Consider the following 17,018-nt stretch of genomic DNA (forward strand, 5'->3'; position numbering starts at 1 on the left):
TCAAAAGGTGAGCGGGGTGTGCGCATGATTTTGTAAAAAAATTGGATGAGAATCAGGTTTTGAACTATTCTCCCATAATATCAATGAACTCAGCCTGCCGGACAATTTTCCAGTTCAGTGCTGTATTGCGTTGACTGACATCTGTCCGGTCCACCATCATCTTCATATATTTTTCATCCCCAACCAGCACGACAATTTTTTTGGCGCGTGTTACTGCAGTATAGAGGATATTCCTGCTCATCAACATAGGCGGAAACCAGGTAACTGGCATCACTACTATAGGATATTCCGAGCCCTGACTTTTGTGAATAGTGACGGCGTAGGCGTGTACCACCTCTTCGAGCTGGTTGTAATCGTAATGCGCAATCTTGTCATCATCAAAGCGAATGACCATTTTACGCTCTGATTCCAAGATGGATTCTATGAATCCCATATCGCCGTTGAAGACGCCATCACCTTCCATAGCGTCATCTGTCACCCATTTCATGTTGTAATTGTTTTTTATTTGCATGACTTTGTCGCCAACTTTGAAAATGCGGTCACCTATTTTCTTATGGGGCTTGTCTTCATCTCCATTGAGGGCTTGCTGTAAAAGCTCATTCAGCGCTTTCGTACCAACTCTGGAATTTTTTACTGGGGTCAGGATCTGAATATCCTTAATAGGGTCCACCCCATAATACTCAGGAAGACGCCGCTTCACAAGATCAATAACAAGGGAACAAATGTCGTCCTGGTGTCTGGCGCTCACAAGAAAAAAATCCTTGTCCCGATCATTCAGCAAAGGATACTCCCCGTGGTTGATTCTATGCGCGTTGATGGCGATCATACTGCGCTCGCTCTGTCTGAAAATTTCAGTCAGCCGAATCACCGGAACTCTGCCGGAATCGATAATATCCCGAAGCACATTCCCAGGGCCGACTGAGGGCAGCTGGTCTGCGTCACCAACAAGGATAAGTCTCGTTTCAGGCTTGATTGCCTTTGCCAAATGCTGCATCAGGATGATGTCTATCATAGAGACTTCATCAAGGATCAAGACATCCGCTTCAAGCGGTGACTCCTCATTTCTCTGAAAACTTAGAAATTCTTTATCTTCACTATAGTTATACTCAAGCAATCTGTGAATGGTCTTAGCTTCCCTTTTCGTCGCTTCCGTCATGCGCTTGGCGGCGCGACCCGTGGGAGCAGCGAGTGCTATGCTCAAGCCCGAACTCTCAAAAATCCGTATCAGACCATTGATAATTGTGGTTTTTCCGGTCCCCGGTCCACCTGTGATGACAGCGAGTTTTTCATTGACTCCGGCTTTGACTGCCTGCCTCTGAAGTTCAGAAAATGCAATGCCTAAACGCATCTCGATTTTGTCGATCTCATTGTCCAGATCGACTTTGATATTACCTACAGGGGTTCCAATCATTTCTGCAATAAAGCGGGCGACGCGGGACTCCGCCGTGTAAAGCGACGGCAAATAGACGGAGTCCTTCATCTCCTCGAGATCCTCTGAGTCGGATTCGAGATAGAGCTCCCCTTTAAGGATCATTTCTCCGAGCACTTTCAGCACCGTTTCGACAGGTACATTTAAGAGCGATGCAGCCTGTGCAGCGAGTCCTTTGCTGTGTATGAAGGTATGTCCCTGAGCCGAACTGTCAACCAATACATAATGCAGTCCGCCCCTGACTCGCTCCGGAGAACCCGGATCCAGTCCCATGCGCCTTGCCAGCGCATCTGCGTGTCTGAATCCAAAGCCGTCAACAAGCTCTGCCAATTGATAGGGGTTTCTGTGTACCAGACCGACCGCATCAGCACCAAGAATTTGATACACCTTGAGAGACATTTGCGCTGTCAGCCCCAGCTTCTGCAGCTGTAAAATCACATCTCTGGATTCAAATTGTTCCCGGTAGGACAAGATGATCTCTTCAAGTTTTTTTCGGCCAATCCCGGGTACCGCCAACAATCTGTCGGGATTATAGGACATGATGTCAAAAATTTCCTCACCAAAAGCCTCAATCAGTTTTGCTGCCATTGAGGGACCAATCCCTCTGATCATACCCGAACCTAAATAACGCAGCAAATCCGTTTCGGTCGCTGGCAGAGTTGCCTCGCATTGCTTTGCATCAAATTGCATACCGTAGGTTGGATGGTCGACAAACCTGCCAGTCAGAATGACTTGCTCGCCCTCTCTGACGTAGGGCATGATCCCCTTGGCATGCCAATAAATACCCTCACAGTCCACGACCATGACGGTAAAGCCGTTTTCATCATTTCTGTATACGATCTCTTCGACAAAACCACTCAAGGTGTTTAAATTTCGAGTATCATCATGCATTAAACTACATCCTTTGCAGATAAGAAAAATCGGATTTTGACTAAGAGAAATTCAATATTTTAACAATGCTTATTTAAAAATATGACCGGCTTTTATCAACGATTTAAGGCCGATAGTGGTCACAAGGTGTTTTATCAAAAATTTTGTTGCATCATGGCTTTGAGAATTGTATGACATAGCGCGTTGAAATCAGAGCGTTGCCTTTGAATATTCAGAAAATAAAGAAAATAATAAAAATCAACTAATGAAATTGACATAAAAAGGAAAAAGCGTTCGTTGTAACAGAAATGGTCAAGCTGTATGATTGTCGTGAGAAGAGCGTTTGTTAGTGTTGTGAACAGGAGCAAAGTTTTGAAATTACCGTAATGGAGTCGCTACTCAAATCATAAGCGTTCAGGATGATTCTGTAAAGTTGAAAAAAATTCAATTGAAAATATGGAGTGGTGAATGATGGGATATTGTATGAATAATGATTTTGCAAAGAAGTTTGATGAAAATGATGAGGATCAAACCATAACAGAGCGGGATCAAATAATCTATTGCGGAGAACCTGAGACTGTCAAACAAATTGTCAGGACAGATTATAATGACTTTTCGAAGCAGGCGAAAAAGAGTCAGAATTTGAAAAACTTCGATGAGCAATATACAGATATTGTCGATTATATTGTTAAAATCACCCATAAAATATGGGAAGAAAAGAGCATTGGACTAATTTACAACACTTATCACAATGATGTTAAGATGCATTTCGGATCACAGTCCGCATACGGTGTCCAAGCGGTTGTCTCGGGGACCTTGCAGACGCTTTATTCATTTCCGGACCGAAAATTGGTTACGCAAAACGTGATTTGGTCAGAAAATGGAAATGGCTATTTATCTTCTCACAGAATACAATCCATAGCGACGAATTTGAACGACTCAAGTTTTGGACCTGTTACTAATAAAAAAATTGAGTTCAGAACTACCGTTGAATGTGCCGTTGAGAATAATAGAATTTATGAAGAATGGCTAGTCAGAGATAATCTCTCTATTTGTGAGCAATTGGGTTTTGATCCGCATGTGATAGCTAAAAGCATGGCAGCGAATTCTCCAAATAGAGGTTTGAAAAAAGTTAAGTGCTTTGGCTTGGATGAGAATATGAACGGGCAAATGGTACCAGAGATTTATTCAGCTAAAGATGACAGTATTGGTGAATACGTTCTGGAGATGTTAAGCAAAATCTACAATTATCGTCTTTTTGATCAGGTGAAAGAATTCTATACTGAACAAGCAGTCATTCATTACATATGCGACCAGGATCTTGTGGGGTACACACAAATACAAGGCATGTTGGTCAACCTTTTTGCGTCGTTCCCAAGTGCTGATTACATTGTTGAAAGAGTTATTTGCAATGAAAATCAAGAGTCAGCCGAAACCTCGGTCGCCGTCAGATGGATATTGACTGGGCTGCACGAGGGATTGGGATATTTCGGAAAACCGAGTTTCAAACCAGTTGAAATTCATGGGATAACGCATTACACATTTTCTGGCAAGAAAATTGTTGAAGAATGGATCACCTTTGACGGGTTGGATGTTTTAAAACAAATCTATGAAGCGGACGGGTGTTGTGCGGCAGAAGAAGTGAATCAGTGAAATCGGGCAGCTGTTAAATTTGATCAAAGACAGAATGTTTTGCTAAGTTCGCGCGGCAGGCGAAATAATCTGTTTTGATATATTGAAAGTTCTGAGGCCAGTCTTATCTTCAGTTTAAACCTTAATTAAGGGGGAAAAAAAGTGATTTCAACAATTGATAGTATTATCATCATAGTTTATATTTTAAGCATGCTTGGGATTGGTTACTATGTAGGTAAAGACAACGAATCACAGGAAGATTACTTTTTAGCCAATCGGTCGATGCCATGGTTTGCAATAGCGCTTTCTGTTGCAGCAACCATGATAAGTGCGAATGCATTTATTGGCGGTCCGGGTTGGGCATATGGATCAGGTATGGCACCGTTTATGGTCAACATTACAGTTCCGTTCGCAATTTTTTTTGCCATGTATGTTACCGCACCAGTGTTTTACCAGCTCAAAGTGACCTCTGTCTATCAGTATATGGAGTACAGACTTGGACCGATCAGTCGTATGCTTACTGTCATTCAGTTTTTTGTCAATTCATTGATTCAAATCAGTTCAATGGTCTTTATACCTTCGCTGATCCTTCAAGCGATGACGGGGTGGCCATTACAGGTTATCGTACCTCTAGTCGTTTTGGCAGCAATTATTTACACAATATTAGGTGGGATCAAAGCGGTAATCTGGACAGATGTTGCACAAACCTTTGTCATATGGGGCGGTCTATTCTTCGCGATTTTTGTAGCTTTAGACAAACTGGATATGGGTTTCTTCGAAACTCTTGGCGCTGCTAAAGAAGCTGGAAAATTTGCGATGTTGGATTTCGAACTCAGCATTACAAAAACCAATGCATTTTGGGCTTCACTGTTAGGTGGCGCAGTAATGTGGACTCGCTATTTTTGTTTCGACCAAGCACAAATGCAGCGAGTGCTTACAGCTAAGTCAATGAAAGGCGTGAAGAGTTCTTACCTCAGCAGCGCGGTCATTATGAATGTCATGTATTTCCTGATGCTTGGGGTAGGACTTATCCTGTTTGTATTCTATGAAGGCAAAGAGTTTGAAACTTCCAATCAAATCATGATTGGCTTTATTCTTGAGAATCTGCCTGTCGGAATTATTGGTCTTGTTGTATCTGGTGCGTTTGCGGCCGCTATGTCCAGTGTGGATTCCCTGATCAACTCAATGACAACAGTTTTTGTTAAAGATGTCTATGAAAGATATTTCTTCAAAGGTGAGGGTGAAACATCTTTAAAGTTGACATTAAAGATTTCTGCTGCGATTGGATTACTGGTCATAGTCGTTGTACTCTTTGGATTCAGCGGAACTGTTAAATCGGTTCTTGATGTCGTAGGTAAATACATATCGTACTTCTCTGGACCTGCATTTGCCTCATTCGTTCTTGCAATGTTTACTGCTAAGGCGAACGATAAAGGTGTCGCAACAGGCTTTATAATAGGTGTTCCTGCGGTATTCTGGATTGCAAAAATTTTGGGAACAAGCTGGTTGTGGAACCCGCTCATAGGTTTCTTGATTGCCTTTGTAGTTGGTTATCTTGCGAGTTCTGTATTTAAGAGCGCTAAAAATGTCGAAGAGTATAAAGAGTTCACTGCCAAAGGTATGCGGGAGAAGATGCTGTCTAATGGCATGCCAACAAAAGAGGAGGGCGTTTCAGTTCTGCCTTTCTCGCTTGATAAATATGCTATTGCTGCGTTGGTTTTCTTCTTGGCTCAGTATATATTCATAGCGATTATTCAGTACTCTTGAATAGGTTATTATTCAATTATCAATGAAGTTTAGTGGGGCGCCTTTAAGGTGCCTCACTTTCTTGTTGGACCAATAAACGATTTCATCATATTGGTTGACATATACTGCGATGTGTATTTTACAATTACATTACAATTGAATTAAACCTCTGTAATATTAGAAATTATTCGACAATTCGCCTGAAATCAGTGATTGACGCTATTTGCAAGACTTCATTTTTTTTGTATAATGACTTTAACATGGTACTCAGAATGGGGGAATTACGCATGGAAGAAAAAGTACTTAAGTATGAAGACGTCATAAATAAATTGTCGGGCGTCATCGCTTCCAAAGTCGTACTGGATGGACAGGAAATTCGCGAAATTCACGTATTGACTAATCGGACCAGAGCCCCAAAACAGATTTCCAGAGACATCCAATCCTCACTGACGGCGTATTATGGCATGCCTATTGATCATAGAATGATCAGCATCGCACAAATAGAAGACGGATCCAGAGACAAGCGTCTTGAGCGCATCCTTTTGTCAAAGGTTACATACGAGGTTGAAGAAGATAATATTGCGACAGCTACTGTCAAGCTGAGAATGTTTGACGAAGAATTTATTGGAACTTGCAAAGGCGTGAACTCACTGCGCAATGCCATGAGACTGGTTGTAACAGCGACGCTGAACTGTGTGCTCAATATGCTGGAGTCAGACCGTCAGCTCGTAGTGGAAGACGTTGAAATCAATCTGCTGGCGAAAACCAGAGTGGCCATGGTGGCGATTTCCCTTGCTGACAGCCATGATGAGCAGTTGCTGGTCGGCGCGGCAGTGGTCAGAAAATCTGAGAACGAAGCGGTTGTCAGAGCAACGCTTGACGCAGTGAATCGCAAGATGTATCAATTGTAATACGGCACCAAATCCTCATTGGCAAAAAATTCGGTCGGTGTACTAAAGCGCAAATCAGGAATGCCCTTAGCGAAGAGTAAGACAACCTGCAGCCCATAGCGAAGCAGCAGAGTCAGCTCACAAGGGGGTTCTTTTCAATGAAAAAGAGATTATCCGTAGTTGTTATGTCGTTCCTGTCTCTTTTACTGGCTGGTGGAGCTTATATAGGCTGGAAATAGCCTAAGCCACCGATCGACCGACCGAATTTTTTATTTAGTACGAATTAATATGGGAGATCCTATATGAAACAAAACGTAGGCTTGAGAATTTTCACATCACTGATTATTTTATTTGGATTTTTTATTATTTTTGAAGCGATACAAATGATTAGCGCTGAAACAAAAGTGACTTCAGTGCTTTTTTTTGCTTTGCTTTCCTTTGTTGCAGATTCGATGATTGTTCAAGTCACTGAAAAAAAATATGTCTCATTAGGATTTGCCATTGGATTAGCAGCAATACTTTTGTTTGATCCATTTACTGCTGCGGCAATCAATTTTCTGGGTACTTTTTTCAGTGTGTTTTATTCGGATGGTAAATACCAACACATCTTTAACAGTTCTTTATACAAGAGGTTATTCAATGGCAGTGCTTATGCCATTGGTTCTTTAGTTGCCGGCAATGCCTACTTACTAAGTCATACAGTTTTGCCATCTTTGACAGTTTCCTCATTTGGTATTATCGGGATCATCGTTGCAGTAATAGTGAATATTATAGTCAACATAATAATATTTAGTATACTTTATACCTTGTTGGATCAATTAGAACCTAAAGAAGTAATGCATGAGTTTGTGTGGATTGGGCAGAACTTCATTGGAATTTCGCCAATCGGCGTCTTTATGGCGATTTTGTATAAAAATAGCGGATGGTTTATGGTGTTGTTGGTTCTCGGCCCTCTCCTCGTAGCCCGCTACAGCTTCAAACTCTACCTAGACATGAAAAACCAGTATTTTGAGACTATAAAAACCCTCTCCAATGCGCTGGACGCCAAGGACGAATACACCAACGGCCACTCACACCGCGTCGCGCTGATTTCAACTATTATTGCTAAGGAAATGAAAATACCGGTCCTGTTGATTGATGAAATCAAAACGGCCGCTATTCTCCACGACATTGGAAAGATAGGCATCAGTGATGCCATTATCAATAAGCCCGGAAGGCTTGAGGAAAACGAGATGGCTATCATCCAGAAGCATCCGGAGATTGGCGCCAATATTGTCAAAGATGTCAAATCCCTTGAGGATCTATCCAATTATATCCGGTACCACCATGAACGTTACGATGGAAAAGGCTATCCAGAGGGGATCTCCGGCGCGGATATTCCCATTGAGGCAGCTATCATTGCAGTGTCGGACTGTTTTGATGCCATGACTTCAGACAGGGTATACAGAAAAGCCATGTCCTTTGAGATCGCGCTGTCCATTATCAAGGAGGAACGGGGTAAACAATTCCATCCGGCGGTTGTAGACGCTTTTGTCCGTTGCGCAGAAAATGGACAAATTCCTAAAACCCATGAAATGATGTGAAGCCTATGCTGATAGAAACTACAATTTTAGGCCTGTTGATCGCAGTGGTCAGCAATCGGTGGCACTTTTTGGTCGAGAACATCAAGATCAAGGGTGTCTGGCTCCCTTTTTTGGCGGTTGTCATTGAAGCTGGAATCCAGTTCATTTTGAATCGAGGCACCTCAGAGATGCGAGGGATCGTCTTTGACTATGAACTGACGCTGATGGTGCTCGTCTATTCGTTATTGGTTGCCTTTTTCGCGCTCAATCTCAAGACACCCGGCGTGGCTGTTCTTCTGGTTGGCGTCGCCCTCAACATGATTGTGATTTTCTCTAACAATGGAAAAATGCCAGTGGATATTGATATGGCCATCAGCTATGGTTTCACTCAGACGGCTGAGCAGCTAAAATCAGGGCTGGTATTTGGACACTCAGCCCTTAATTCTGAAACGACAAAACTACCGTTTCTCGCGGATATACTGCATTTGAGACCGCCATACCCAATGCCCAAGAGCGTCAGTCTTGGAGATCTGGTCTTGGATTTAGGCGTTTTAATGGTCTTCATACTAAATCTGCGAGAAAATCCAAATGCATTGGAAGAGGAGGAAACCCATGTTTATTGAAGCTTTAGCCCTTGGCCTGATCGCCGGAATAGTACGCGGCGGCAGGGTCAGAAATCTGCTTGAGCTGGAGATCGCGGGTGTCAGCCTGATTTTAACAGCTGTGGTTCTGCAAATACTGCCTATAGTCCTTGAACCTTTTATTAAGTCTGAAAACTGGCTCTCTTTTCTGCCGTTCGCCGGGATCTTGGTCATGGTCTCAGCCATAATTATGAATAGAAAAAAGAAGGGCTTTTACATTATATTAATTGGCGCTATTTTGAATCTGTTGGCCATGGCTGGCGCCGGCTTCAGGATGCCGGTCACAGAAGCCGCATTGTTGAGAGCGGGGATGCAGTCCCTTCTTGAGACCATTCAGGATGGCTCGGTGATCAATTATATTCTGATCACAAGCGCAGATGGCTTAAGTTACTATCTGGGCAAAGTCATTGCGCTGCCTGAAATCTATCCGCTGTCTAAATTGTTCAGTGTGGGTGATCTTTTCATAAGTGGCGGACTCGCCTATTTCATTCAGGACTCAATGCTGACTCAGTGGTTCAGAAAAAGCGGCAGTATGATCAATTACAGATTTTAACTCGTGATAAAAGGGCTGCTGGTTAAAGGCAGTCTTTTTTAATAGTGGATTTTGCCTGTCGGATGTCTGGTTTTTTGTGTTTACATGACCCCAGATTTAATCAAACGTTAAGATAAATGTGATAAAGTCGTCTAAGTGTTGTGATATAATGTATGAGGTATCTTTTAAAGTAGGAAAGGATTGAAAAGCATGGCTTTGTTGGATAAATTGTTTGGTAACTTCAATGATAGGGAGATTAAGCGTCTCTCGAAAATGGTGGATCAAATCGAGGCGTTTGAGCCTCAAATGCAGAAGCTGAGCGACTCCCAACTGGCGGGAAAAACAGTTGAGTTTAAAGAGCGGCTGGCAGCCGGGGCAGAGCTTGCGGATCTTTTGCCGGAAGCGTTTGCTGTGGTGAGAGAGGCGAGCGTCAGAACCATCGGCCTAAGGCATTATCCTGTCCAGCTGCTTGGCGGTATTGTGCTTCATCAGGGCCGTATATCCGAGATGAAAACCGGTGAAGGCAAAACGCTGGTTGCCACGCTGCCGGTTTACCTGAACGCACTGGAAGGGAAAGGCGTTCACGTGGTCACGGTCAACGACTATCTCGCAAAGCGGGACAAGGAATGGATGAGCAAGGTTTATGGATTCCTGGGCCTCACCGTGGGCTGTATTGTGCACGGGATCGGCACCCAGGAGCGCCGCGCGGCTTATAATGCGGACATCACTTACGGCACGAACAACGAGTTCGGCTTTGATTATCTCAAAGACAACATGGTGGTTTTCAAGGAACAGATGGTGCAGCGGGAACTCAACTACGCCATTGTGGACGAAGTGGATTCTATTCTCGTGGACGAGGCGCGCACGCCGCTGATCATATCCGGGGAAGGCGCCAAGTCCACGGATCTTTACAGGGTCGCGGACATGTTCGTGTCAACTTTGAGACACGAAATCGACTACGTTGTAGACGAAAAGCAGAAATCGGTTGTATTGACGGATGACGGCGGCGTTGAAAAGGCGGAGCGTTTCTTTAGCCTGGAAAACTTAAGCGATCCTGAAAATATGGAAATTTCTCACCACATCAATCAAGCGCTGAAGGCGCGGCTGATCATGAAGAGGGATGTGGACTACGTCATCAAGGACGGCGAAATTGTCATTGTAGACGAATTCACCGGCCGTCTCATGTTTGGCCGACGCTATTCCAATGGCCTTCACCAAGCCATAGAGTCAAAAGAGAATCTGGAAGTCAGAAAAGAGTCTCAAACGCTTGCGACAATAACTCTTCAGAACTACTTCCGCATGTACAAAAAGCTGGCAGGTATGACTGGTACAGCCAAGACGGAGGAAGAGGAGTTCAAGCACATCTATAATATGGACGTACTTCAGATTCCAACGAACCGTCCTATTCAAAGAAAAGACCTTGCGGATTCGATCTATAAGACAACCAAAGGCAAATTCAATGCCGTCATAGAGGATATCATCAGTCGTCACAAAAATGGTCAGCCTGTTCTGGTGGGCACTATTTCCATCGAAACCTCTGAATATCTCAGTGAGCTGCTTCGTAAGCGCGGCGTCCGTCATGAGGTCCTGAACGCCAAGCAGCATGAGCGCGAGGCTGAAATTGTCGCCCAGGCGGGCAGAAAGAATCAGGTGACCATCGCCACGAACATGGCGGGCCGCGGTACGGACATAGTCCTTGGCGGCAATCCTGAGTTTATGTCCAAGCGTGATATGCTAAAGCACGGTTATACGGATGAGATGATTTACGAAGTGCTCAGGCCAAAGACACCGGACATCCCGGAGGTCATCGAGGCTAAGGCGTTTTATGAGCAGATTTTTGCTGAGCATAAAAAAGTGACGGATCTTGAAGCGGAGGATGTCAGAAGCGTTGGCGGCCTTCACATCATAGGCACTGAGCGTCATGAGTCGAGGCGTATTGACAACCAGCTCCGCGGCCGCGCAGGTCGCCAGGGTGACCCGGGATCCTCGCAGTTCTATCTCTCCTTTGAGGATGAGCTCATGCGCCTGTTCGTCTCCGACCGAGTCAAGGACATGGTTGAGAAACTGGGCATGGACGAGGACACGCCTCTGGAAGCCAGCGTGCTGTCAAAATCTATCGAAACCGCGCAAAAGCGCGTTGAGGGCCGCAACTTTGGCATTCGTAAGCACGTTCTTCAATATGACGACGTCATGAACCGCCAGCGTACCATCATTTATTCGGAGCGCTCCAAGGTTCTCCATGGCGAAAATATGAAGGATCACGTGCTGGGCATGATCGACGAGGTTATCAAAACGTCAGTTGAGGCGTATACCGCCGGAGCGGATTTCCCTGAAGAATGGGATTTGAAGGGACTTGAGGAGCATCTGCACCAGATTTACCTGCCAAAGGGCGCAATCGTGGAAGAGATGAACATTCCTTCTCTGACTCGTGAATCCTTGGAAGAGGCACTGACTCAAAAAGCTTTGGCGCTCTATGAAGAGAAGGAACAAGCCTTCACGCCTGAGAGGATGAGAGAGCTCGAGCGCTTCCTGGTGCTCCGCGTGGTCGACGACAAGTGGATCGATCACATTGACGCCATGGAACAGTTGAAGCAGGGGATTTCCCTGAGGGCCGTCGGAAACGAGGATCCAGTCAGAGCTTATCAGATTGAGGGCTTTGATATGTTTGGCGAGATGATCCGCAATATTCAGGAAGATACGCTTAAGTATCTCTTCCATGCGACTGTAGAGACGCGCACGGAGCGCACGAGCTCTGTCAAGGTGACGGCGGAATCAGGCGGTGGCGATACGGTGTCGGCGTCGAAACCATCGGCAAAAAAAGAGGTCAAAGTGGGACGCAACGATCCGTGTCCTTGCGGCAGCGGCAAAAAATATAAGAAGTGCTGCGGTGCCAACGAAGGGAATTAAGTTCCCGTAGACTTAAGCAGATAAATTGAGGGCGCAGTTTGAAGCCCTCCTTGAGAAGGTGATTGGATGCTGGCTATTGAACAAAGAATAAAAACGCTGCGGGAACTGTCGGAGCGTCTGAAAGAACTGAGGGGTTCACTTTGACATTGACCGTTTGAAAACGGAGCATCAGGATCTGGAAGAGAAGACGGTTCAGGAGGCATTCTGGAATGATCCGGACGCGGCTCAGAAGGTCTTGAAGCAGGCAAAGCACCTAAAAGATAAAATTGATTTATTCGATTCACTCGTGGAATCCCACCAGGATCTGGAGATGCTGGCGGAGATGGCGATGGCGGAATCGGATGACAGCGTTGAGCAGGACATTGTCACGGGTGTGGAACAGCTCGCTCAGAAAATTGAAGCGCTCGAGCTGGAGACTCTTCTCAGCGGGGAATTTGACCACAACAGCTGCATTTTGTCCATCCATGCCGGGACCGGCGGTACGGATGCTCAGGACTGGGCATCCATGCTGATGCGGATGTTTACGCGCTGGGCAGAAAACAATGGTTATTCAGTCAGAATCCTGGATTTGCTGAGAGATGATGAGGCGGGAATTAAAAGCACCGCTCTTGAAATTGAAGGCGAAAACGCCTATGGTTTCTTAAAGTCTGAAAAGGGTGTTCACCGTCTGGTTAGAATATCGCCTTTCGATTCTTCGGGTAAGCGGCACACCTCTTTTGCTTCGGTGGATGTCATGCCTGAACTGGACGAGGAGATCACCGTGGAGATTGATCCGGGGGACCTCAGAATTGACACTTATCGGGCTTCGGGCGCAGGGGGACAGCATGTCAACATGACGGACAGCGCTGTGAGGATCACTCATCTTCCAACCGGTATTGTGGTGCAGTGTCAGAACGAGCGCTCACAGCACTCCAACCGGGCAACGGCCATGCGGATGCTGACCGGGAAACTCCTCGAGCTTAAGGAGCGTGAGCACAAGGAGCGCATTGAAGACCTTGCGGGGGACTATTCCCAGATCGCCTGGGGAAGTCAGATCAGGTCCTACGTCTTCAATCCATACAACCTGGTCAAGGATCACAGAACTGGCGCTGAAGTCGGCAATGTCTATGGTGTCATGGATGGCGAACTGGATGTTTTTATACAAGCCTATTTAAAAGAAAACTCCAGAAAATCCTGATAGGCACATCAGACTAAAAACCGGTTCGAATATCGCAGCGAACCGGTTTTTCTATCTTGAGACGGCCGGTAGGCCAGGCTGAGAGGCAGCGCAGAGAAGCAACGCAGAGAAGCAACGCAGAGAAGCAACGCAGAGTAGCGACGCGGAGGATTGATGACTCGCTGACGAAGTGCTTCAGCTCTGACGTGCCATGACGACACTGATTAAAGGGGCAATGGATATGAATATATTGGAACATTTATCCAAGGAGATGGGTCTCGCGGCCCAACAAACCGAGGCTATAGTACGCTTGATTGACGAAGGCAACACCATTCCGTTTATCGCGCGCTATAGAAAGGAAATGACGGGCGGGACGGATGATGAAACCCTCCGCGCCTTTGATGAACGCTTAAAATACCTTCGCGGCCTGGAGGCGAGAAAGGAAGAGGTCATAGCCTCCATTGAGAGCCAGGGGGCGTTGACGGAAGAGTTGAAAACCGCGATCCTCGAGGCGGTTGTGCTCCAGCGCGTGGAGGATTTGTACCGGCCTTACAAGCAAAAACGAAGAACCAGAGCCACCATGGCCAAGGAGCGGGGCCTTGAACCGCTTGCAGACTGGCTGGCGGACGAAAGTAACCGAAAGTCCGACGAAGCGGCTATGATGGCGTTTGCCGAGACCTTCATAGATGAAGAAAAGGAAGTGGCTGATATTGAAAGCGCTTTGGCTGGCGCCAGAGACATTCTGGCAGAACGGCTGTCGGATAACCCGGATCTCAGGCAGGCTATCCGAGCGTTTTATCAGAAGCAGGGCAAGCTGCAGTCCAAAGCGGCTGATCCGGATAAAACCTCCGTCTATGAAACCTATTACATTTTTGAAGAGGCCATCAGAACCCTGCCGTCCCATAGAATCCTCGCCATTGACAGGGGTGAAAAGGAAGAGTTTCTGAAAGTCTGTCTTCTCATTGACGAGGACCACCTGACAAAGATGGCGGAAAAACAGTTCATCAAAAATTTATCCGAGGCTCAGCGGGTTCAGCTCACCCTGGCAGTCGAAGACGGCTTGAAGCGACTGATGCTTCCTTCCATTGAACGTGAAATTCGAAGTGAGCTTACTGAAAAAGCCCAGGAGGAAGCCATCCGCGTTTTCGCCATGAATACGAAGCCTCTGCTGATGCAGGCGCCTGTCAAGGGAAAAACCGTGCTGGCTATTGACCCCGCCTACAGAACCGGCTGCAAAGTCGCTGTACTGGATGAAACCGGACGTCTGCTCGACAAGACGACCATCTATCCAACGAAGCCCCACAACGACATCGAAGGCGCGAAAAAAGTGCTGCTGGGCATGATTAAGAAACACGGTGTGGATCTGATCTCCATCGGCAACGGCACTGGCTCCAGGGAGACGGAGCAGTTTGTCGGGGAGATGCTGAGGGAAGCGGACCGGCCGGTGCACTACACCATTGTCAGCGAGGCGGGGGCGTCAGTGTACAGCGCTTCGAAGCTGGCCAGCGAGGAATATCCGGACCTGGACGTCACGACAAGGGGGGCCATTTCAATTGGTCGCCGTCTCCAGGACCCTATGGCGGAGCTGGTCAAAATTGACCCCAAGAGCATTGGCGTCGGGCAATATCAGCACGACCTGAATCCGGCGAAGCTGGACGACTCCCTGAAGGGCGTCGTTGAAGCCTGCGTCAACGCGGTCGGCGTCGACCTCAATGTCGCCACGCCATCGCTGCTGCAATATGTGTCGGGGATTGGCGCCACACTGGCGAAGTCCATTGTATCTCACAGAGAAGAGAACGGTAAATTCCATAGCCGAAAAGAGCTCCTCAAAGTCAAGCGCCTGGGGCCTAAAGCCTACGAGCAGTGCGCGGGCTTCCTTCGCATAGCGGACGGCACGGAGCCCCTGGACGGCACTTCTGTCCACCCGGAATCCTACGCGGCCTGCAGGGCGCTGCTCAAGACCCTCAAGCTGAGTCTGGACGAAACGCGAAAAATGGACAGAACCCATTTGTTCGCTCGCATGCAGGAATCCACGGGGAAAAAGTCACCTGAGGAAGCTTTTAAGGCCTTGTCTGAGCTGACCGGCGCGGGCATCCTCACGCTGAAGGATATTGTGGAGGAGCTGCTCAAGCCGGGCCGCGACCCGCGCGAGGATATGCCGGGACCGGTCTTCAGAAGCGACGTTCTGAGCATGGAAGACCTCGAAATAGGCATGGTCATGATGGGCACGGTGCGAAACGTGGTCAACTTTGGCGCCTTTGTCGACATTGGGGTCAAGAACGACGGCCTCGTCCACGTTTCCCAGCTCTCCGACAAATTCGTCAAGGATCCTATGGACGTGGTCCGCGTCGGAGATCCGGTTGAGGTTCGGGTTATTGGAATCGACAAGGAGCGCGGCAAAATTTCCCTTTCCATGAAGAAAGCATAATGGCAAGCCTGTAAGGAGCTGATAATACTTGAACCTGATCATAAATTCTGTCGAGGCTATGCAACGCTTCGGACATTTTCTTGCAGGCTGGCTCGAGCCCGGCGCTGTCGTGGCCCTTACGGGAGACCTCGGCGCAGGCAAAACCACCCTGTCACAAAGTATTGCCGCCGGCCTGGGCGTCAAAGAGGACGTGACCAGTCCGACCTTTGCCCTGATGAACGTCTATAGCACAACGGGCGGCATGGAAGTGTATCACTTTGACGTCTACCGCATCCTCGACCCCTCAGAAATGGAGGAGATTGGCTTTGATGACTTTGTCTACGGCAAGGGCGTCAGCCTGATTGAGTGGGCAGGGATGATTGAGCCGATGGTTCCTGAGACGGCCCTCTGGATCGAAATAGGCTACGGTTTTGAAGCGGAGGAGCGGTGTCTCAGACTCTCCTCGCCGACGCCTGAAACCCGGGCAAAAATCAAAGCGCTTATTGAAGCTTACAAAGAGGAGGCGGCCCGCTCATGAGAATGCTAGCTATAGAGACTTCTTCCCTGGTGGCGTCGGTCGCGGTGGTGGAGGACGATTTGCTTCTGGCAGATTTTGTCCTGCAGCATCCCATGACCCATTCCCAGAAGCTGATGCCCATGCTCGAAAACGCGCTCACCTACCTGGGACTGACCATTCCTGACTTTGATGCGATTGCCGTCACCATCGGACCAGGGTCCTTTACGGGGCTCCGGATTGGGGTGTCAGCGGCCAAAGGCCTGGCCCAGCCCTTCGGGATTGGCATCATCCCGGTGTCGAGCCTGAGGGCAACGGCATACAACGCCTATGACGCACGGCGGATCGTTGCGGTCATGATGGATGCACGGCGAAATGAATACTATGCGGGGGCCTGGAAATTCGATGCGGATGGCCTGGCGACCGTAGTGGAAGAGGCTGCCTGGCCGGTGGACGACTTCGCTGCCAGACTTCTGGAGGCCGCTGAGCGGTCGGGGACGGAGGTGCTTCTTATGGGCGAAGGCGCGTCCAAGGCCTATGAGCGCGTCCATGCCCAATTAGGCGACCGGGTTGCTCTGGCGCCCCAGGAAATGCGCTGTCAGAGAGCGGCGTCCGTGGCCATGTGCGCCCGGTTGGAAGGCATACCGGCCGTCGATTACGACAAGGTGCCCATGAATTATCTGCGCCGGCCCGAGGCAGAAGTGACCCGCGAACAGCGGCTGAAGGGGTGAA

Annotated in this window: 12 protein-coding genes; 11 read left to right on the forward strand and 1 reads right to left on the reverse strand. The window is 47.5% G+C overall.

The annotated features are described in order from the left end of the window. Positions 1–64 precede the first annotated feature (64 nt). Complete coding sequence (gene recD2 / locus AC4PHM_RS14055; RefSeq protein WP_492018368.1) at positions 65–2,320, reverse strand: SF1B family DNA helicase RecD2; 2,256 nt, start codon at positions 2,318–2,320, stop codon at positions 65–67. 462 nt (positions 2,321–2,782) lie between these two features. Between recD2 and AC4PHM_RS14060 the strand changes: the two genes are divergently transcribed. The 11 genes from AC4PHM_RS14060 (at position 2,783) to tsaB (ending at position 17,017) form a co-directional block, all read left to right on the forward strand. Further along, positions 2,783–3,952 carry an ester cyclase gene (locus tag AC4PHM_RS14060; RefSeq protein ID WP_492018369.1) on the forward strand — a complete coding sequence of 390 codons (1,170 nt, stop codon included), beginning with the start codon at positions 2,783–2,785 and terminating at the stop codon, positions 3,950–3,952. Between the two features lie 141 nt (positions 3,953–4,093). Next, positions 4,094–5,698, forward strand: a complete 1,605-nt coding sequence (locus tag AC4PHM_RS14065) for a sodium:solute symporter family transporter (RefSeq protein WP_492018370.1) — start codon at positions 4,094–4,096, stop codon at positions 5,696–5,698. A gap of 266 nt (positions 5,699–5,964) precedes the next feature. Beyond that, on the forward strand, positions 5,965–6,588 hold the full coding sequence (locus AC4PHM_RS14070) for a hypothetical protein (protein WP_291400263.1): 624 nt from the start codon (positions 5,965–5,967) through the stop codon (positions 6,586–6,588). 281 nt (positions 6,589–6,869) lie between these two features. Next, positions 6,870–8,150: an HD-GYP domain-containing protein gene (locus tag AC4PHM_RS14075; protein ID WP_492018371.1), complete on the forward strand. Its 1,281-nt coding sequence runs from the start codon at positions 6,870–6,872 to the stop codon at positions 8,148–8,150. Between the two features lie 5 nt (positions 8,151–8,155). Next, on the forward strand, positions 8,156–8,752 hold the full coding sequence (locus AC4PHM_RS14080; RefSeq protein ID WP_492018372.1) for a DUF5317 domain-containing protein: 597 nt from the start codon (positions 8,156–8,158) through the stop codon (positions 8,750–8,752). Next, positions 8,742–9,323, forward strand: a complete 582-nt coding sequence (locus tag AC4PHM_RS14085; RefSeq protein ID WP_492018373.1) for a DUF5317 domain-containing protein — start codon at positions 8,742–8,744, stop codon at positions 9,321–9,323. The genes AC4PHM_RS14080 and AC4PHM_RS14085 overlap by 11 nt, the downstream gene beginning before the upstream one ends. Before the next feature lie 189 nt (positions 9,324–9,512). Next, a complete protein-coding gene (gene secA / locus AC4PHM_RS14090) occupies positions 9,513–12,209 on the forward strand; it encodes a preprotein translocase subunit SecA (protein ID WP_492018374.1) in 2,697 nt (898 codons plus the stop codon). Positions 12,210–12,275: 66 nt separating this feature from the next. Next, a protein-coding gene (prfB, locus tag AC4PHM_RS14095) for a peptide chain release factor 2 (RefSeq protein WP_492018375.1) occupies positions 12,276–13,386 on the forward strand; the annotation gives its coding sequence in 2 pieces (ribosomal slippage) (positions 12,276–12,338 and positions 12,340–13,386; 1,110 coding nt in all). A gap of 220 nt (positions 13,387–13,606) precedes the next feature. Further along, positions 13,607–15,793, forward strand: coding sequence for a Tex family protein (locus tag AC4PHM_RS14100; protein WP_492018376.1), 2,187 nt, complete (start codon positions 13,607–13,609; stop codon positions 15,791–15,793). A gap of 28 nt (positions 15,794–15,821) precedes the next feature. Then, a complete protein-coding gene (gene tsaE / locus AC4PHM_RS14105; RefSeq protein ID WP_492018377.1) occupies positions 15,822–16,310 on the forward strand; it encodes a tRNA (adenosine(37)-N6)-threonylcarbamoyltransferase complex ATPase subunit type 1 TsaE in 489 nt (162 codons plus the stop codon). Then, positions 16,307–17,017: a tRNA (adenosine(37)-N6)-threonylcarbamoyltransferase complex dimerization subunit type 1 TsaB gene (gene tsaB / locus AC4PHM_RS14110; protein ID WP_492018378.1), complete on the forward strand. Its 711-nt coding sequence runs from the start codon at positions 16,307–16,309 to the stop codon at positions 17,015–17,017. The genes tsaE and tsaB overlap by 4 nt, the downstream gene beginning before the upstream one ends. Position 17,018 lies beyond the last annotated feature (1 nt).

The sequence above is a fragment of the Acidaminobacter sp. QWL-03 genome (assembly GCF_058683855.1).